The 20577-nt window shown below is 36.7% G+C and carries 17 protein-coding genes; 10 read left to right on the forward strand and 7 right to left on the reverse strand.

Annotated features, from left to right (window positions below; all coding sequences use genetic code 11):
* From EKL96_RS09010 to EKL96_RS09030, 5 genes are read right to left on the reverse strand one after another with little or no spacing between them, the layout of a single operon-like run.
* A complete protein-coding gene (locus EKL96_RS09010; RefSeq protein WP_233579286.1) occupies positions 1-756 on the reverse strand; it encodes an acyltransferase in 756 nt (251 codons plus the stop codon).
* On the reverse strand, positions 749-2236 hold the full coding sequence (locus EKL96_RS09015) for an oligosaccharide flippase family protein (protein ID WP_126461105.1): 1488 nt from the start codon (positions 2234-2236) through the stop codon (positions 749-751). The genes EKL96_RS09010 and EKL96_RS09015 overlap by 8 nt, the downstream gene beginning before the upstream one ends.
* A gap of 3 nt (positions 2237-2239) precedes the next feature.
* Positions 2240-3358, reverse strand: coding sequence for a DegT/DnrJ/EryC1/StrS family aminotransferase (locus EKL96_RS09020; protein WP_126461108.1), 1119 nt, complete (start codon positions 3356-3358; stop codon positions 2240-2242).
* Positions 3355-4305 (reverse strand): GNAT family N-acetyltransferase, encoded by a 951-nt coding sequence (locus tag EKL96_RS09025; protein WP_126461112.1) that lies wholly within the window; start codon positions 4303-4305, stop codon positions 3355-3357. The genes EKL96_RS09020 and EKL96_RS09025 overlap by 4 nt, the downstream gene beginning before the upstream one ends.
* Positions 4306-4340: 35 nt before the next feature.
* Positions 4341-4943: a trimeric intracellular cation channel family protein gene (locus EKL96_RS09030; RefSeq protein WP_126461115.1), complete on the reverse strand. Its 603-nt coding sequence runs from the start codon at positions 4941-4943 to the stop codon at positions 4341-4343.
* Between the two features lie 177 nt (positions 4944-5120).
* On the opposite strand from EKL96_RS09030, the gene EKL96_RS09035 reads away from it, so the two are divergent.
* From EKL96_RS09035 to EKL96_RS09060, 6 genes are all read left to right on the forward strand, one after another.
* The gene (locus EKL96_RS09035) at positions 5121-5906 is read left to right on the forward strand and encodes a TrmH family RNA methyltransferase (RefSeq protein ID WP_126461118.1); all 786 of its coding nucleotides are present in this window, start codon (positions 5121-5123) and stop codon (positions 5904-5906) included.
* 394 nt (positions 5907-6300) lie between these two features.
* The gene (locus tag EKL96_RS09040) at positions 6301-8520 is read left to right on the forward strand and encodes a RelA/SpoT family protein (RefSeq protein WP_126461121.1); all 2220 of its coding nucleotides are present in this window, start codon (positions 6301-6303) and stop codon (positions 8518-8520) included.
* A gap of 116 nt (positions 8521-8636) precedes the next feature.
* Positions 8637-9119 carry a Fur family transcriptional regulator gene (locus EKL96_RS09045; RefSeq protein ID WP_126461125.1) on the forward strand — a complete coding sequence of 161 codons (483 nt, stop codon included), beginning with the start codon at positions 8637-8639 and terminating at the stop codon, positions 9117-9119.
* A 31-nt stretch (positions 9120-9150) separates the two neighbouring features.
* A complete protein-coding gene (locus tag EKL96_RS09050) occupies positions 9151-10422 on the forward strand; it encodes an adenylosuccinate synthase (protein ID WP_126461129.1) in 1272 nt (423 codons plus the stop codon).
* A gap of 61 nt (positions 10423-10483) precedes the next feature.
* Entirely contained in the window at positions 10484-11065 is a 582-nt protein-coding gene (gene nudK, locus EKL96_RS09055) for a GDP-mannose pyrophosphatase NudK (protein WP_126461133.1), read from the forward strand.
* Positions 11065-11946, forward strand: coding sequence for a DMT family transporter (locus tag EKL96_RS09060; RefSeq protein WP_126453668.1), 882 nt, complete (start codon positions 11065-11067; stop codon positions 11944-11946). The genes nudK and EKL96_RS09060 overlap by 1 nt, the downstream gene beginning before the upstream one ends.
* Before the next feature lie 82 nt (positions 11947-12028).
* On the opposite strand, the gene EKL96_RS09065 is transcribed toward EKL96_RS09060, so the two are convergent.
* Entirely contained in the window at positions 12029-12667 is a 639-nt protein-coding gene (locus tag EKL96_RS09065; protein WP_126461136.1) for a peroxiredoxin, read from the reverse strand.
* Between the two features lie 287 nt (positions 12668-12954).
* The gene (locus EKL96_RS09070; protein WP_126461139.1) at positions 12955-14166 is read right to left on the reverse strand and encodes an MFS transporter; all 1212 of its coding nucleotides are present in this window, start codon (positions 14164-14166) and stop codon (positions 12955-12957) included.
* A gap of 832 nt (positions 14167-14998) precedes the next feature.
* Between EKL96_RS09070 and EKL96_RS09075 the strand changes: the two genes are divergently transcribed.
* The 4 genes from EKL96_RS09075 to EKL96_RS09090 all read left to right on the forward strand — a co-directional run bounded on the left by EKL96_RS09075 (position 14999) and on the right by EKL96_RS09090 (position 20570).
* Entirely contained in the window at positions 14999-15220 is a 222-nt protein-coding gene (locus EKL96_RS09075; RefSeq protein ID WP_126461142.1) for a hypothetical protein, read from the forward strand.
* 189 nt (positions 15221-15409) lie between these two features.
* Complete coding sequence (locus EKL96_RS09080; RefSeq protein ID WP_126461145.1) at positions 15410-15994, forward strand: RNA polymerase sigma factor; 585 nt, start codon at positions 15410-15412, stop codon at positions 15992-15994.
* A gap of 92 nt (positions 15995-16086) precedes the next feature.
* Positions 16087-17031 (forward strand): FecR family protein, encoded by a 945-nt coding sequence (locus EKL96_RS09085; protein WP_126461148.1) that lies wholly within the window; start codon positions 16087-16089, stop codon positions 17029-17031.
* Between the two features lie 89 nt (positions 17032-17120).
* Entirely contained in the window at positions 17121-20570 is a 3450-nt protein-coding gene (locus EKL96_RS09090) for a SusC/RagA family TonB-linked outer membrane protein (RefSeq protein WP_126461151.1), read from the forward strand.
* Positions 20571-20577: the final 7 nt, after the last annotated feature.

A 20577-nucleotide genomic window follows, 5' to 3' on the forward strand; every position in this document is an offset into this window, starting at 1 on the left:
CTACACTATCAAATACTCGTCCAGCAAGGCTTTCTCTCCTTCCCAATCTCTGGAAATGGCGTTTTTTATAAATTTTGCCGGAATACCACCAATCAAAATATTTGAACCAAATGACGTATAATCCGCAGTACACACACTACTGGAGCCTATCGTACAAAAATCAGGGGTAGTCGTATTTTGCAGTACCGTAACCCTGCTGGCTGCATAGTTGTAATTTCCTATTCTAATTGGCGCTGTCATTTTAAACTTTTCACCCGTTGTAGTATCCATCATCTGATGGAAATTAGTGTCCATAATTTGTGATTCCGAACCAAAACGGGCATAATCCCCCAATACAACATGTTCCATACAAATCAACTTTGCATTTGAGGCCAATGAAGCCATGTGTCCCAATTCGCACAATCCACCGTCACCAACATAAATAAAATAATCTTTACCCAATTGTATGTGACCTTTTAAAATGAGCGTTCCCAAAATAGTAATTTCGGCAATTCCTTTGTGAAGCGTATTCATTTCATAAGGTTGTCCAAAACCAATCATTCCCTTTTTTACAACTCCCTCAATTTTGATTGCACCCGTTATTGAAGTAAATTTTACTTTTCCATAAAAAAATACAGGGAGCTGCTTAGCAATAGGATACGGGAATTTTTTAAAATTAAAGTACAGTGTTTTGGTCCAGTTTACGGAATAATACAGTTGTAACCGATGATAAAAAAATCTTACTTTTCTGTAAACATTCTTAAGTATTTCAATCATTCTTTTTCTTAATTATAGCATTGAACAATTCTTTTAATGCGGTCTTTTTGTTCATTTCAAATAAAACAAAAACAATCGACACTACTACCATTAGTGACATTAAGCCATACTTTAAAATTGGATTTGGAAGGTGTCTGAACAAAAAAGTTGCCACACACAGCAAGATGCAAATTAAATAAGTGTTATAAAAATCGCTTTCAAAATAAAACCCATATCTTTTTTTGGTGATTATTTTTAAACCCAAAAAATGAATGAAATAATAGAGCAAAAAACTAAATCCAAGACCTTCCAAACCATAATAATAATACCCTAAAACATTCAAAATAAGCGAAATGCTATTAAATCCAACAGCAGTTCGCATAAACATTTTCGAATCGCCTTTGGCAATCAAAATATAGCCCATTGACCACGAAACGGCCCGAAACAACATTGCTATTATTCCAAAACAAACCATTGGAATAATGGCGTTGAATTCCGGTGTAAATATAATTTTCACAATCAACGGAATGCACGTTAAAAACAAAATGATTACCGGTGTAATAATCAATATTGAAACAAACGATTGCTGAACAACACTGGTTCTTACTTTTTCATTATCCGCATTAATGAACGCTAATCTTGGAAAATAATCGGTACTCATGACCGTAAAAATTACTCCCACATAGGAATTCAACAAGGTGAAACCGGCATTGTAAAACCCAACTTGTTCTAAACCACCCCATTTTCCAACAAAAATTTGAATCAAATACGTTGATAACAAGGTCAGCAAACCACTTAATGTCAATAAAATACCTAGTCTAATAATACTTTTTCCTTCGGCATTTCCTTGTTCTTTAGAAAACACATTTTTTTCAAATGGTATTTTTTTCGAATAATAAAAAGAAACCAATAGTGAGGCTAAAGAAGCAACTATGATGGTGGGGACAATGGCATCAATCCGGTAATAATAATACAACGGAATTGAAACTAACAACCCCAATCCATTTCCATAAAAATTAGCTTTGGCTAAAAACCGCATTTTTCTTAAACCCTGCAAAACAACCAGCTGGCCAATCATTAATTGCCGGAACAACAAGGTGATCGAAATAAAAACAAAGGTAAAAGTATGATTCGAATTCCCAAAAGTAATTTGGCTCAGCCAACTAGAAAACAGGATCACAAGAACGCATCCTAAAATCCCGGTTAGTACTGCGAGCTTTTTTATAAGTGCTGCTACAGATGCAATCGTACTTAAATTGTCGTTTTTGTAGCTACTGGAAAGGTGTTTTACACCACTGGTTTCAATCCCTAAACCAGTAACACCGCCCACAAGATTCATCGCCGAGTTCAACAAAGAAATAATCCCCATTCCCTCAGGCCCAATAAAAACAGCAATACACTTAGTCCGGATAACCCCAATAATAATCATAAAAAACTGAACACCTCCAAAAAGCGAAGTCGTTTTTACAATGCGATGATATGACGTTTTACTATCGGACACTTTTTAATATGTATTTAAAATTGCAATAATATGACGAACCTCCTCCGGTGTCAAGGCAGGACTTATGGGCAAACTCAAAACTTCTTCATGAATTTTTTCAGTAATTGGAAAGGACAACATATTCCATCCCGCAGTCTCAGAAGAGAAAGCTTTTTGACGGTGGGGCGAAACTGGATAATGGATAACCGTTTGAATTCCGTTTTGACGTAAATATTCTTGTAAATCCGTTCTATCCTGAGTTCGAATGACAAATAAATGAAAGACATGATTGTTTGACAAATCCCAAAATGGAAGTATTATTTTATCGTTTTTTATTTCTGATAAATAGCGATTGGCAATTGTTCTTCGGCGGTCATTCTCAGCATTTAAAAACGGTAATTTCACATTTAAAAAAGCAGCTTGCAATTCGTCTAATCTGGAGTTTATCCCTACATAGTCATTATAATACTTGGTTTCCGATCCGTAATTTCGAAGCGACTGAATAACCCTGGCTAATTCAGAATCATTAGTCGTAACGGCACCGGCATCGCCTAATGCCCCTAGATTTTTCCCAGGATAAAAACTATAGGCTTGGTTTTTTGGCTTTTGGTTTTGGGTCTTCGCACTTTCATCTTCAAAGGAAGCCCCGTGAGCCTGAGCCGCATCTTCTACTACTAATAAATTGTTTGCTACAGCAATTTCATTTATTTTCTCCATTTCTGCCAGCTGTCCGTAGAGATGAACCACTAGAATCGCTCCCGTTTTAGAAGTGATTTTTGCTGTAATTAAATCGGGATCCATGTTATAGGTTTCTAATTTTGGCTCGCTCAGAACCGGAATTAAATCTGCTTGCAAAATAGCGAGAATACTGGCAATGTACGTGTTTGCTGGCACAATGACTTCGTCCCCTTTTTGCAGTTTTCCTAACACGATATAGGCTTTAAAAACGAGCACTAAAGCATCAAAACCATTTCCCGTCCCAATACAGTATTTTGTTCCGCAATAAGCCGCAAAATTGGTTTCAAACTCGCTGACTTCATTCCCTAAAATATACCAACCATTCGCTAAAAACCCTTTTAATTTTTCCTGAAAAGCGGTTTCATAGGGCTTGTTTGTTTTTTTTAAATCTAAAAATGGTATCATACTAGATTCATTTTATAAAAGTCTTGGCCATATACCGTACAGCCTAATTCTTCTTTTTGTTTCAAAAGTCCGGCATGAAATCCGCTTTCATTAGTATCATTAACAATACCCATATCAAAAAAAAGCATGCCTTGTTTTTTGTATTTTTCTATTAAGGTAATAAATGCAAAATCCAATGCGCGCAACTCCTCGCCTTTTTTAGTGGTGGCTCCATATTGTGATTTCACCACCGTTTCGGTTTCAAACAGTGTCACTCCGGCAACTATTACATCGTCATAATACACTGAAAATTGTTTGATGTTTTGAGGGAACAATGCCTTTAATTTTGTGATTTCTTGCAAGGTATGAACTGGTTTTGCATTGTATTTTTCACGCAATCTTGGTTCTAAAACCAATTCCCAGAAAGAGTCCGGCTCCGCTTCCTCGACAAGTTGCAAGTCGAGTGCTTCCATTTTTCTCAAATGCTTCAATTTACTTTTAGAAACAGTCAGTGGCATTGCTAAATTAATGGCCAAATTCATTTCTTTCTTCTCCAGAAAAGCGCCTTTTTTAAGCAAGAAAAACTCCATTTCAGCATTTCCTTTTGAAAAATAAAAAAAAGGGATTTGTTTCAAATAAAAGGATTGGATGCTATGGTCTTTAAAAAAAGACAAAACACAGTCTACAAGTTCCGCTACTATCTCTGCTTTTATTATAGCTGAAAAAACCAAGCCGCCATAGGTCAAACCCTGATGTGAAAAAATGCTGTTTTCCAATTTATTAGCTGGCAAAACTGCTACCAGTTTTTGTTTGTCATAAATCAGTACTGAAAAATCTTCAAAGCGATCCTCATGGTATTCCATAAAATCACGGTGAAACAAAAAGGTTGCATTTTTGGCTTGACCAATAAAGGAATTCCAATGGGCATAATCGCTTTTTTGATATCGTTTGACGGTATAATTTTTCACGCTTTGGTTTTAGACTTTGTGAAAGTAATCATTTTTTATTTAGGTTCTAAAGTGGGCAGATACCATTTGAATTTTACGGCCATCAACCGAATTATAATAATAAAAATTGACGTTGTTATGTATAAAATATCCTTATCCAAATTAAATTCCCGAAGCATAAAAAATAGCATTCCGCCCAGAATACAAATCGTGGCGTAAATTTCCCGTCTGAAAATCACCGGAATATCGTTGCATAAAATATCCCGAATAACCCCTCCAAAACAAGCTGTGATCGTTCCTAATGCAATGCATATAACAGGATGCAAACCAATATTTATTCCTTTTTCAAGACCAATTAATGTAAAAACGCCCAGCCCGACGGTATCAAATAAAAACAAAGAAGTGCGCAAACGATCAAATTTTTTCCTGAAAATAATCGACAAAACAAACCCAAAAAAAATCACATACACGTAATTCAGGTCTAGCATCCAGCCCACGGGCGTCCTACCAATCATAACATCTCGTAAGGTTCCGCCGCCAACAGCCGTTACAAACGCAATGATGAACACCCCAAAAGGATCGAGTTTTTTACTCATAGCGGTCAATGCGCCTGACATGGTAAAAGCAATCGTACCGACAAAGTCTAGAAAGTAAAACATTTAGATTGAAATTTTTTAAATATGGAATTTCTACAAAAATAAAGAAAATACTCGTAAAAATAACCAAAGCAACTGGCATTAATGCTGCTATTGCTTCCAAATAAATATTCGGATCAGATTAGAAAACTGGATTTTCTCTGTGTATCTTTGTCGTGTTTAATTAAATAGAGGAAAGCCTTGAAACAAATTACTTCGATACAAAATCCGCACATAAAATCCTTAGTGCAATTGCAGGAAAAAGCAAAAGCGCGCAAACAATCCGGTACTTTTTTGATAGAGGGAAAACGGGAAATTTCAATTGCCATCAAAGGCGGTTACGAAATAGAAACTTTATTGTTTTTATCTGAACTTTGTTCCGAAACTGAAGCGCATCAATTTTCTGAAAATGCAGAATTGATCGAAATCAACAAAGAAGTCTACCAGAAACTGGCTTATCGCGATACCACCGAGGGTATTTTGGCTATAGCCAAAACCAAATCATTGCGATTATCCGATTTAGAATTATCCGAAAACCCATTGATTCTAGTTGCTGAAGCACCTGAAAAACCGGGAAACATTGGCGCTTTGTTGCGCACTGCGGATGCTGCTAATCTGGATGCCGTGATTATTGCCAACCCAAAAAGCGATTTATACAACCCAAATATTGTGCGTTCCAGCGTAGGTTGTTTGTTTACCAACCAAATTGCAACCGGAACTACAGCAGAAATTATTGCTTTTTTGAAGGAACGAAAAATCAATTTTTATTGTGCAACGCTACAAAACTCCACTTCCTATCATACCCAAGATTACACCACACCAACGGCTTTAGTAGTAGGAACAGAGGCAACTGGCTTGACAGCAGCATGGCGAGAAGAAGCCACGCGAAATATTATTATTCCAATGCAGGGCGAAATCGATTCTATGAATGTTTCCGTTGCAGCAGCCATCTTGATCTTTGAAGCCAAAAGACAACGGGGATTTTAGACTGAAGATGAATGCTTTTTTGATAGGAGATTTCAAAATTTTCATTGGCACACCTAAAGACAATTGGTTTAGAGAAGTGCAACTTTCAAGTAAAAGAGAAATTTTATTTTGCTTCCAAACGTTCCCACAACTTTATGGTGCTATTTTTTCTGCAAAGACAGTAATTGTGTGGTAAAATGGAATAATACCTATTTTCATGCTGATGTGTATTTATTTTTAGAATGTGGGGCAATTGAAAAGCAGTCTGAATCACAATAAAACCCATTTCCGGACGGACTGATTTCAGTTATGACTTTCAAAATTTAGCGTTTAAAAAAATCCTGTAATATCGTGCTTAAATAAAATTGCATATCTGCTAACTTATTGCTATTTTTAAGAAATGAACCATGCCGTTATGATCGAAATAGATTTAGAAAAAGAAAATAAAGCTATAGCTCAGGAGTACAAAGAGTTACTTCGAATAAGCTACCAAACCTTGAGTGATGAGGACAAAAAACTCATCCGAAAAGCCTTTGATGTATCTGTAGAAGCCCATAAAGAGCAACGCAGAAAGTCCGGTGAAGCCTACATTTTTCATCCTATCGCTGTAGCAAAAATTGTTGCTTCAGAAATAGGTTTGGGAGCAACCTCTATTGCAGGTGCATTATTGCACGATGTGGTCGAGGATACACCCACTACAATTCAGGACATCGAGCGCTTATTTAATCCTAAAGTAGCCCAAATTGTTGAAGGATTAACAAAAATATCTATGGTGCAAAGAGACCTAAACGTTTCAATGCAAGCCGAAAATTTTCGCAAGATGATTTTGACGCTAAATGATGATGTGCGCGTAATCCTGATTAAACTTGCTGATCGCCTGCACAACATGCAAACCATGGATTCGATGCAAGAGGACAAGCAGACTAAAATTGCATCTGAAACCTTGTACATTTATGCGCCACTGGCCCATCGATTGGGTTTGTACAATATCAAGACAAAACTGGAAGATTTAGGATTAAAATATACGGAACCAGCAGTATACAATGAAATCGTAAGTAAAATAAAAGAAACTAAAGAGGAGCAGGATGCGTATATTGAGGCTATTTCAAATATTTTAAAAACATCCTTAGATACTGAAGGAATTGATTATATCATAAAAGGCCGTCCAAAATCAATCTACTCCATCCGGAGAAAGATGCAGGCTCAAAATGTAAGTTTTGACGAAGTGTATGATAAATTTGCACTCCGAATTGTTTACAAATCAACTCCCCATGACGAAAAATTCATCGCTTGGAAAATATACTCCATTGTAACGGACCACTACAGGCCCAGCCCGAGTAGGTTGCGCGATTGGATTTCGTCTCCAAAATCTACTGGCTACGAAGCCTTGCATATTACCGTAATGGGACCCAAAGGGCGCTGGATTGAAGTTCAGGTACGCAGCGAACGCATGGATGAAATTGCCGAAAAAGGATATGCTGCGCACTACAAATATAAAAATGGCGCTACCGAAGAAAGTGGTTTGGATGTCTGGCTCAATTTACTAAAAGAAGCCTTAGAGAATTCTGAGACAAATGCAGTAAATTTTGTGGAGGATTTCAAGATGAATTTATATTCAAAAGAAATTTTTGTTTTTACCCCAAAGGGAGAAATAAAATCCTTGCCCAAAGGTGCTACATCGCTTGATTTTGCTTTCAGCATTCACTCCGAAATAGGCATTCGCACCAGGGGAACACGTGTAAACGGAAAATTAGTCCCGTTGAATTTTGAATTAAAAAGTGGTGATCAAATTGAAGTAATCACGTCACAACATCAAAAACCAACGATCAACTGGCTGGATTATGTGACCACTTCAAGAGCCAAAACTAAGATAAAAAATGTTTTAAACGAGAACACCAAGAAAATTGGAGAAGAAGGAAAAGAACTGCTGACGCGTAAACTAAAGCATTTAAAAATAACTTTAAATGAATCTGTTGTAAATGAGCTAGTCAATTTTTTTAAGTTAAAAACAAGCTTAGATTTATTTTACAGAGTCGGGATTGGCGCTATAGAAAACCAACAACTCAAAGATTATGCCGCCCAAAAAAGCAATACTTTTATTAATTTTTTCAAGAATAAAATAAAACGAACCGCCAGCACAGCTGATGAGGACATTCATAAACCAATAATAAGCAGCAATTATGACATGCTCGTATTTGGCAAAGAACATGACAAACTGGATTATAAATTATCCCCGTGTTGCAACCCAATTCCCGGGGATGACGTGTTTGGGTTTGTCACGATAAATGAAGGGATAAAAGTGCATAAAAAAGATTGCCCAAACGCGATTGGAATGCAATCCAACTATGCCTACCGGATCATGACGGCCAAATGGATTGACTCTTCCCAAGAAGAATTCAAAGCCATCATAAACATAACCGGAATGGATGTTTTAGGACTTACCAACCAGCTAACAAAAGTGATTTCGAATAATATGCATGTGAACATCCAGAGTATTTCTTTGAGCACAGAGGCAGGTATCTTTCATGGGCAGGTGGCCGTAATTGTTCAGAACAATACAATCTTAAAAAAATTAATCAATAATATCAAAAAGATTGATGGAATAGATAAGGTAACCCGAGTTTATAAAACCTAGAAAAGTTGCTGGTTTTTTACATAATGTAGCTTTTCATACCTGAAACGGAACAAACTTGAAACTAAACAAACCGGAAATTTTAATCTTTAAACTAAAAAATTTATCTTTGCCAGCATATGACACTCATTTCCACAGATAACAACAAGAATCAAGAAATTGTAAAAAATGTTTTTACAATGTATCTTGAAAAAAAAGGACATCGCAAAACGCCAGAACGTTATGCTATTCTTCAGGAAATTTACGATAGTGAAGAACATTTTGACGTAGAGAATCTCTACATCAAAATGAAAAATAAAAACTATCGGGTTAGTAGGGCAACCCTTTACAATACTATCGAATTATTATTGGACTGTGCTTTAGTGCGCAAACACCAATTTGGACAGAATCAGGCACATTACGAAAAATCATATTTTGACAAACAGCACGATCACATTATCATGACTGATACCGGTGAAGTAATCGAGTTTTGTGACCCTAGAATCCAAAGCATCAAAAAAACAATTGAGGAAATTTTCGATATAGAAATTACAAATCACTCCTTATACCTTTACGGTGTAAAAAAGGAAAAGAATACTCTGGACGAACAAGATCGTTCCTAAATATAAAAATTAACTACAAATAACATATAGAATGACGGTAGATTTATTACTAGGGTTGCAATGGGGAGATGAAGGAAAAGGAAAAATTGTGGATGTTCTTACTTCGAAATATGACATTATTGCACGTTTTCAAGGAGGTCCAAATGCAGGACACACTTTAGAATTTGATGGAATAAAACATGTTCTTAGAACTATTCCTTCCGGTATTTTTCATAAAACTGCTGTAAACATCATTGGAAACGGAGTTGTAATTGATCCTGTAGTTTTTCAAAAAGAAATTGAAGGCCTTGAAAAATTTAATTTAGACATCAAAAACAAATTAATCATTTCAAGAAAAGCGCATTTAATTTTGCCAACGCACCGCTTGTTAGATGCCGCATCAGAAGCATCTAAAGGAAAAGCAAAAATTGGTTCTACTTTAAAAGGAATTGGCCCTACTTATATGGACAAAACCGGAAGAAACGGAATCCGTGTGGGTGATATTGAATTAGAAGATTTTACAGATCGTTACAGAGCTTTGGCTGACAAGCACGAAGCCATGATAAAATTCTATGATGTTGCGATACAATACAATTTAGAAGAATTAGAAAAAGAATTTTTTGAAGCTATCGAAGAGCTAAAAAAATTAGACTTTATTGATAGCGAAGAATATTTACACCAAGCGCAAAAAGCAGGTAAATCAATATTATGTGAAGGAGCCCAAGGTTCGTTATTAGATGTTGATTTTGGAACCTATCCATTTGTGACTTCCTCTAATACAACTGCCGCAGGCGCTTGTACCGGTTTAGGGATTGCTCCAAATAAAATCAAGGAAGTATACGGAATCTTCAAAGCCTATGTAACACGCGTTGGAAGTGGCCCGTTCCCTACTGAACTTTTTGACGAAGATGGTGCAACTATGGCCCGTGTTGGAAATGAATTTGGATCAGTAACCGGCAGACAAAGACGTTGTGGCTGGTTAGACTTAGTAGCACTGAAATATGCGGTTCAGGTGAATGGTGTAACCCAACTGATGATGATGAAAGGGGATGTCCTTTCAGGATTTGAAACGTTGAAAGTATGTACGGAATACAATTATAAAGGAGAAAATATTTCACATTTCCCATACAACATTGAACCGGAAAATGTAACTCCAGTGTATCAGGATTTCAAAGGATGGAAACAAGATTTGACTGGTATGACCACATATGATGAGTTACCAATCGAATTAAAAGAATACATTGAATTCATCGAAAAAGAAGTAGAAGTGCCTATCAAAATTGTTTCTGTAGGTCCAGACAGAAAGCAAACGATTCTGAAATAAGATTATGAAACGTCCCGATAAATCGGGACGTTTTTTTTAGTTTAAAAATCAATTCCTACGAATGAAAAACCCAACCATTAAAATACAAAAAACCGAATTGCTCTCAGACAATTGGTACCTTTTAAACAAAGTCACTTTTGACTATCAAAAAAAAGACGACTCCTGGATTACCCAAAAAAGAGAAGTCTATGATAGAGGAAACGGAGCCGCCATTTTACTTTATAACACTTTACAAAAAACCGTTATTCTTACACGCCAGTTTCGCTTGCCAACCTATCTTAACGGAAATAAATCAGGAATGATGATTGAGGTTTGTGCCGGCCTTTTGGATCAAGACAATCCGGAGCAATGCATCATTAGAGAAACCGAAGAAGAAACAGGATATCGTATTTCTACAGTCAAAAAAGTCATGGAAACATATATGTCGCCAGGAGCTGTAACTGAAATATTGTATTTATTTGTTGGCGAGTACGATGAATCTTTGAAAGTAAGTGACGGTGGCGGAGTAGCACATGAGGAAGAAAATATAGATGTGATTGAAATGTCTTTTGAAGAAGCGTATGCCATGATTGAATCTGGTCAAATGCAGGATGCCAAGACTATTATGTTACTACAGTATGCTAAAATTCATAATTTGGTTTAATGAGTAATCCCACTAAAGGAGTTCTATTTGCCTTATTTGCTACCTTGTTATGGTCCGTAAATATGGTCATCGCCAGTGGCATAAAAGACCACATTCCTCCTATAGGACTGGCCTTTTGGCGCTGGACAATTGCATGTCTCGTTTTGGCTCCATTTGCTTTAAAAAGCACTACTAGAAATTTCACAATTGTTAAAAAACACCTCCGGTATCTTGTGTTTACGGCGGTATTGGGAATCACTATTTTCAACACGTTAATTTACATTGCAGGAAAAACAACGAGTGCTGTGAATTTATCGCTAATCGCCATTTCGATTCCGTTATTTATTGTTGTAATCTCCAGAATTATTTTTAAAGAGACCGTTTCTAATCTAAAAATCATAGGAATTGTAACTATAATCACAGGGGTTCTAGTGCTAATTACCAAAGGTTCGCTTCAGGCCTTGCTAAAAATAAACTTTACCATTGGGGATTTATTGATGCTTGTGGCTTGCTTCTTTTTTGCGTATTACACTATTTTAGTGCGTAAAAAACCACCTGAATTAACACCAAAAGTATTTTTGTTTAGTGTTTTTGTAATAGGCACACTGCTCCTTTTTCCTTTTTATCTTTGTGAACATTTGCTTTACAAAAAAGTTGTTTTTGACACTAAAACGATACTGATTACCTCCTATGTTGGCATTTTTGCTTCGCTGGTTTCTTTCTATTTGTGGAACGAAGCCATACGATTGATAGGCACATCTAAAACAGCTCTAATCTATTATTTAATCCCAATATTCAGCGGTATTCTTGCTTACTTTTTCCTAAATCAAGCAATTGGATTGATACAAATTATTAGTATGGGCATCATTGTTTCTGGTTTATTAATCACCAATAAGAAGTAATTTTTAATTTTTGACAAAATAGAAAAGCAGAATGAATTTATTTTCATTCTGCTTTCATGTTTATACGGTTTTCTAAAAAATATTATTTATTGGGCTGCGGAGTCATACGCAAATACGGTTTGACCCTTTCGTAGCCTTTTGGAAATTTAGTCGGGATATCTTCATCTTTAACCGCAGGCGAAATTACAACGCTATCTCCATCTTTCCAATTGGCTGGTGTGGCCACGCTGTAATTAGCTGTCAATTGCAGACTATCGATGACACGCAATAATTCATCAAAATTTCTACCGGTTGATGCCGGATAGGTCAATGTCAATTTTATTTTTTTGTCTGGTCCTATTATAAAAACGGAACGAACAGTGAAACTCTCACTTGCGTTGGGATGAATCATGTCATATAGTTCCGCGATATGCTTGCCTTCATCGGCTATTATAGGGAAATCTACAGTAGTATTTTGAGTTTCATTGATGTCTTTAATCCATTCCATGTGTGAATCGACGCCATCTACGCTCAATGCGATTACCTTGACATTTCGTTTTTTAAATTCAGGATAATACAGTGCTGCTGTTCCTAACTCAGTGGTGCAAACCGGTGTAAAATCAGCGGGATGTGAGAACAAAATACCCCAAGAATCTCCTAGCCATTGATGAAATTCTATTTTTCCTTGTGACGTTTCTGCTTCAAAATCAGGAGCAATATCGCCTAATCGTACTGTTGCCATACTTGTTTATTTTAATAATTAGTAACACTGTAAGGTATCGAAATAAACACACTATAGAGGGAAAACAACTCTTAAAATTCTACTAATTTTTATAAAAACCAGAACGAAGCCCTTTAAAAAATAATGCCATTAGGAAACCAAATACCTAGAGCTCTGATCGCAACAGCATCTCCCGATTTAGAAAAACGAGGCTTTTTCAGCTGTAGTTTTTATTACCTTGGAATACAAGTACAGAGCAGGATACGAGCGAAGCGAACTGACGAAGTAAATATAGCTACGAAAAAGTATTATTTTTTCTTTAAATTAGGCAAAAAGAAAGCAATAATTCCGATCAGCGGCAAATAGGCACACAGGTAATAGACATAAGTGATGCTGGTGTGATCTGCTAGATTTCCGAGTAAAGCAGAGCCTAAACCTCCCATTCCGAAGGCGAAACCATAGAAAAGTCCAGAAACCATTCCGAGTTTTTTAGGCAGTAGTTCCTGTGCAAAAACCAGAATAGCCGGAAAGGCTGAGGACATTATAGTTCCAATGAGGACGGAAAGGACTCCGGTCCAAAATAAATCGACAAACGGCAACAGTAAGGTAAAAGGCGCGGCTCCCAAGACAGAGAACCAAATGACGTATTTCCTGCCGTATTTATCGCCCAAAGGCCCGCCAATTAAAGTTCCTATTGCACAAGAGGCTAAAAACAGAACCAAGTGAAACTGGGCATCCTGTACTGATAATCCAAATTTTTCGATTAAATAAAAGGTAAAATAACTGGACATACTGGCCATGTAAAAGAATTTTGAAAATATCAAAACCATCAAAATTCCCACGGAGATTGCGATCGTTTTTTGGGACAAATTAGGCAAATTGATTACCGTTTTTTTAGCGCTCCTTAAACTCAAATGATTTTGATACCACAGGGCAATCCTACTCAAAACAACCAATCCAATAAGGGCGACGGCGACGAACCAAATGATGTAATATTGGGAATTAGGAACCACAATTAAGGCAACCAGTAAAGGCCCGATCGCCGTTCCGGCATTGCCCCCCAACTGAAAAATGGATTGTGCCAAACCCCGTTTTCCTCCAGAGGCCAAAAAGGAGATTCGGGATGCTTCAGGATGAAAAATAGACGAACCGATCCCGACCAATACAACCGACACTATGATCATTGAAAAACTGGACGCATAGGACAAACCCACAATTCCGGATAAGGTAAAAAGCATTCCGAAAATTTGGGAAAATGGTTTTGGTCTTTTGTCCGTGTAGAGTCCCACGATCGGTTGCAAAATGGAAGCCGCTAATTGATAGGCCAAGGTAATTAACCCGATTTGGGTGAAGGTCAAATTAAAATTTTCTTTTAAAATAGGGTACGCGGCCGGAATAACGGCCTGTAATAAATCATTGAGCAAATGAGCAAATGCAATAGAAAACAGGACAGGATACACGGTTTGCTGTGCAATAACGGCAGTGTCAATTTGTGTTGCATTATCAGAAGATGAATTCATATTTTTTAATAAAACTGTATTATTAACGCGAATAAGGAGTAGCAAAAAGCAGCCTAAACCTTTAAATTAATTAAAAACAAAAGACTGAAAGCCATACTATTTAAGATGCTTTTGACTCCTTTTTGACCTAGCTGTATACTCTGAATAAGGTGCTAAAATTAGTTAAAAATTGCGTTTTAATCCGTAAAAAAGATGGAAAAAAAATTAAAACAAGCACGATTTGTTATTACAGTAAATTAAAATCCTGTTTAAGTGTTTTTAGAAATTATTACGCCTCTATTTGTAGAAACTCAGTACTGCCTTGCCTATTTTTTTTACAAAAAAAGCAGAAAAAATACATTTTTATGCGTTTAAACGGTAATAATAGCTTTTAAACGGTAAAAAAGAGTGTTTTACTAAAAAATATTTTATATTTGAACAGTTAAATTATAGCGTTTGGATAATTCTGTAAAATGACAGTTGCTAAAAAACAAAAGGACTCTCGACTAAGTGGACTATATTTACAAAAGAGAACTATTCCTAAAAAAGTTAGCACCGAATCACATTAATTTTCAGCAATTTTTTTTTTAAAATTAAAATAAAAATTCCGCGTAATTCGGGTAATTCGTGGCTGGAATAATTAAGTGGTATTAGTTACGGACAGTCCTGTAAAATAATCCTATTAATGGCAGAACAGCAAAACTTATTTAGAGAAATACTTAAAAAGTATATTTATAAAAAATAAAACTTACTTATATTTTTAATAGTACTCTGAATTTTAAAATTGATTCGCATTATTATCTATATTTGGACCAATATCCAAAGTAAATAAACCAACTTTAAAATTTATAACATGAAAAAAATACTAACATTTGTTGCAATTGCATTCTTTACTACTGCTCTTAGTGCGCAAGAAGTAAAAGCTGTCGCAAAAGCTAAAAAAGAATCCTGTTGTGCCAAAAAAGACTCCAAAGCAATGACTGCCGCAGAAGTTGAAACATGCAAAACAAAATGCAAAGCCGAAGGAAAAAAGTGTGCGGCAACAATGGCAAAAGTCAGCGGAAAAAAATGCTAAACTAAAACCTTCCATTTTCACTTTATAAAAAACGACGCTTATTTCAGCGCCGTTTTTCTTTTTAATAACCAGAAAAAAAAATGTTTAACACCGTTGGGGATAAATCATCGACATTCGTTAACCATAGCTTAAACTCCTTTCGAATCCCAGCTTGTTAAAATTGATTTCATTTGTAGCAACTACTACAGCATGAAAACAACACTACTGCTATTATCCGATACGGAATTACAAACAAGATTGCAGCACCAGGATCAGCTTGCCTTTGGCATCTTATTTGACCGTTATTGGAAAAGATTGTATACCTATGCTTTTAAAATCTACAAAGAGGAAGCCATTTGCGAAGATATTGTTCAGGAAATATTTATTAGTCTCTGGGAAAAATCAGCCAATACATTTATTGAAAATTTAGAAGGTTATTTACTCCGAGCCGTCAAATACAAAGTTGCCAATCACATTCGGGATTTAAAATTTGATTCCGGGCATCTTGAAATACTCCAAAACATCCCGAATCCTTCCGGAACCGACAAGCATTTAGTATACCAAGAATTTGAATCTGAAATTTTTAAGCAAATAAAGAAACTCCCTCCCAGAAGCCAAGAAGTCATAATCCTGAGCCGATTGGAACATTACACCAATATTGAAATTGCCCAAAAATTAAACATTTCAGTCCGCACCGTAGAAAAGCACATCAGTGATGGATTGAAATTGCTTAAAATGAAGATTGACCCCTGCCAATTCTCGATTTTTATTACGGGAATGTTGCTGCAATGTTAATCCACTCCCCCTTCTGTTACCAAATCTTTAAGACTGAATTTCCCACTACGTAAAAACAATACCAGCGGGTACTTATAGTAAAAAGACCCGTTTTGCAAAAAGAAGACTTCCTCACATTAGCCCAAAAATATGTTCAAAATAAATGCACGCTATCCGAAAAAGAGGCTGTAGAAACCTTCTTCTTTAAACAAACAGAGAAAGAACAAAACATCATAATCCTTTCTTTAACCCAAGAGAAAAGAAATGCAATCCTGCATAAAATAAATACTACCATTAACAAGCCCAAAGGAAAGCTGCAAAAACGCTATTCGAATATGGGCAAAATAGCTGCCATTGCAATTCTTTTTATCGGAATTTCTTTCGTAATAACCCAATCTACCAGTACAAATCGCATCACACAATCCGCTGCCAAAGGGGAAATAAAAACACTCTTTTTGCCTGATGGCAGTCAGCTGGTTTTAAATGGCAACAGCAGCGTTACTTACGCAACCAATTTCAAAAACAACCGAAAACTAGACCTTAAAGGAGAAGCTTATTTCAAAGTAGTTCGCAATCCAAAAAGTCCTTTTACAGTAGAAACCCCTCAATTCAAAATCAAAGTTTTAGGAACTTCTTTTACCATTAGCGCGTATGAAAATTACCCCAATACCATCCGTGTGCTATCCGGAAAAGTAACCGTGAATTCTAAAGAAAATCCCAATCACAACGTATTGCTAACTAAAAATCAACAACTGCGTTTTCATACATCACAGCTTCCACTGCTCACAAACAATACCCGGGAAGATTTCTTGGCTTGGACTAAAAATATTATAGTACTCGAAAATACAAGCCTTGGCGAAACAGCCGCAATTTTGAAAAATAAATTTAATGTGACCATTCTTTTTGAGCATCCGGAATTAGAACAACTCCGGATTACCGGAAAATTTAAAAACGAAAATATCACTACTATCCTCAACAGTATTGCCGAGGTAAAACAATTAGAAATTCACGTTCAAAACCAAAACACCATTTTTATACGAGAAAAACCAAAGAAGTAAATGCTGGAATTCGCTATTAAAACCAATACTTAAGTGGCATTCGAATTGAGATCCCATTAAAACAAAATAAATATTTAAAACCTATTAAAATGAATTTGAAAATCCAATTTCTTTTTCCCCTAAAATTAAAAAAATACCTGTACCTGTTCAGTTTCCTCTTCATATTTTCTGAAATGGCTGCAATGCCTTATACAACTATAACTACCGAGGAGAAAAACTTCTCCATCGACATCAAAGAAATCCAAATCAGGGAAGTCTTTGATATCTTAGAAAAAAAGACTCCTTACACCTTTGTTTTTGACGAAGCAATCGCCTCTTCAAAACAACGTTTGACTTTAGTGGTAAACAAGGAAAGCATACATACTATTTTAAATAAAATTACCGCCCAAACTGGCTTTCAATTTCGCCGCATCAACAATACCATTTCTGTAACCAAATCTCCTTCAATCCAGCAGCTCACCCGCGGCACAGTAAATGATTCTCAAGGCTTGCCTTTACCTGGAGCAAGCGTTTTAGAAAAAGGAACTACAAACAGCACCACAACTGATTTTGACGGAAAATTTAGTCTGACCACCTCCACGGCTAATGCAATTTTAGTAGTTTCCTATATGGGTTTTGATGACAAAGAAGTATCCGCAAATAATTCTGCGCCACTGGTAATCCGCTTAACAGCGAACACTAATGCGCTGAACGAGGTTGTGGTAACCGCTTTAGGAATTAAAAGACAGGAAAAACAATTGGGTTTTTCGCAACAAACCATCAATGCTGATAATCTGGCACAAACTGCTCCAAATAACTGGTCTTCAGGCCTAAAAGGAAAAGTGGCCGGTTTAAATATCGTTTCCTCAGGATCCGGGCCTCTAAATTCCCAACAAATTACCTTAAGAGGAAATAATTCGTTGAATCCCAATGGGAATAATGCCTTAATTATTGTAGATGGTGTTCCCTTAAACAGTAAAATAACCAGCTCAGGATCTGACAGTGCGTATATGGGCCGCGATTCTCCAGTTGATTTTGGTAACGGTATTTCAGACCTTAACCTTGATGATATCGAAAACGTAACAGTCTTAAAAGGACCCGGAGCCACTGCACTTTATGGAAGTCGTGCCGCAAATGGTGCGTTAATTATCACTACCAAATCCGGTAAAAAGAACAAAGGCCTTGGGATTAGCTATAATACAGGAGTCACTTTTGACGTCATTCAACGTTGGCCAGATTACCAATATGAATATGGTCAGGGTACCGGAAAATCATTTGATCGAAATGGAAATCCATATTATTCCTATTTAAGTTCTTCCGATGGAAACAATACGGGTTCCACCAGTAGCGCCTGGGGACCAAAATTTGACGGACAATCCTATTTTCAATACGATCCTGTAACGCAGACTCAAGGAACCGAAAGAACCCCTTGGATTCCCTACAAGAATAATATTAAAGATTTCTGGCGTACCGGAATTACTATAAACAACAACCTCACGCTTCAAGGCGGGGACAAAAATGGTTCCATGAGAATGTCTATTGGTCATTCTAAAAATGAATGGATCATGCCTAATACCGGATTTGAAAGAATTACAGCCTCTGTGAATGCGGATTATAAAATATCGGATAAAATTAAAATTGCTTCGGTGATCAATTACAACAACAGAGACAGTGACAATTTACCGAGTACCGGTTACAATAATGGCTCTATCGCCTACTTTACGATTTTCCAAAATCCAAATGTAGATCTCGATTGGTACCGCCCTATTTGGAGACAAGGTCAAAACCAAATCCAACAGCTGCAACCCTTCAGTAGTTATATTGATAATCCCTATTTAATTGCCAATGAAGCTACAAATTCCTTAGCGAGTAACCAAATCGTGGGAAATCTGAACGCCACAATCCAGTTGGCTCCCAATTTAGATCTTTTATTGAGAACTGCTTTAAACACCTACCATCAGGATCGGGAGCAAAAAAGACCCTACAGTATCAACCGGTATGCTAAAGGATTTTTTAGAACACAGGATGTATTTATGCAGGAAGTAAATTCTGATTTTTTATTGACTTACAAGAATAAGCTGTCAAACGATTTTTCCTTTTCTGCGTCAGCAGGTGGAAATGCGATGAGCTATAAATACCAAAGGATGGATGCTGCTGTGGAAGGCTTGGTCGTTCCTGATGTTTATAAATTGGCAAATGGGATCAGCAATCCAATCATAAGTGTAAATGACAGTTATAAAAAAGTCAATAGCTTGTACGGACTGTTCTCCCTTTCTTTTAAAGATCAGATTTTCTTAGATGTTACGGGCAGAAACGACTGGTCCAGTACTTTACCAGTACAAAACAATTCTTTCTTTTACCCTTCTGTAAATACCAGTTTTATTCTTTCTGAAATATTCAACTTACCCAAATCACTGGAATATTTTAAATACCGATTGTCTCTTGCCCAAGTGGGTAATGATACTGATCCGTATAGAACCAGTAAATACTACGATCAATCTGCCTTTGCAAGTTCAGCAGTAGCGCCATCAACCTTGTATAATGCCAATTTTAAACCGGAAATCACCACCAGTATTGAAACCGGTTTTGAAGGGCGATTATTCAAAAACAGAATCAATTTTGACGCGACGGTCTATCAGACAACGACTAAAAACCAAATTATTTCTGTTCCCTTAGACATCACAACGGGATTCAGTTCCGGCATCATGAATTCTGGCGAAGTTCGAAATCGAGGAGTTGAACTCACCCTAACCGGAAAAATTGTCAATATGGATAAATTTAAGTGGTCAACCACTTTAACTTGGTCCAAAAACTGGAATCGCGTCATGGAACTTGCCGATGGTATTCAGGGACAACAAACCATTGGTTCAGGAGGTTCAGCCACATTGATTGCCAAAGAGGGTGGCACAACAACCGCAATATACGGCTACGGTTTTGTACGATCTCCTGACGGTCAGATTGTATATGACAATGCGGGTTTACCGGCCTATCCGGATGAAATTCAATACATAGGCGATGCCACTCCGGATTGGAGAGCCGGATTATACAACAGTTTTAAATTTGGAAACATAGGTTTAAATGTCATGTTGGATGGTCAACTTGGCGGTATCATCTATTCCCAAACCCATCATAAACTATCTGAAATGGGTAAAATCAGATCTACCATAAAAGGACGCGAAGAAGGAGTGATTGTAGGCGAAGGAGTTGTATTAAATTCCGATGGTACGTATTCTCAAAACACTACTGAGGCACTGACTCCGGACTGGTACGCCAGGTATTACCGCAGAGCCAATGTCGAGTCCAACTCTTTTGAAGCTTCTTATGTAAAATTGAGAGAAGTAAGTCTGCAATACAGTTTCTCTCCAATATGGCTTAAGAATACCGGCATTACAAGTTTAGATGTATCGGTTTTCGGTAGAGACTTAGCGGTTCTTTCTGACTTTCCTATTTTCGATCCGGAAACGGCAGCCTTAAATGGAGATACTATTTTACCCGGTATCGAAATGGGTCAAATGCCCACCCCTGCTACCTATGGTTTTAATTTAAAAGTGAATTTCTAAACTATTA

The organism is Flavobacterium sp. LS1R10, assembly GCF_003968825.1.
GTDB lineage: Bacteria > Bacteroidota > Bacteroidia > Flavobacteriales > Flavobacteriaceae > Flavobacterium.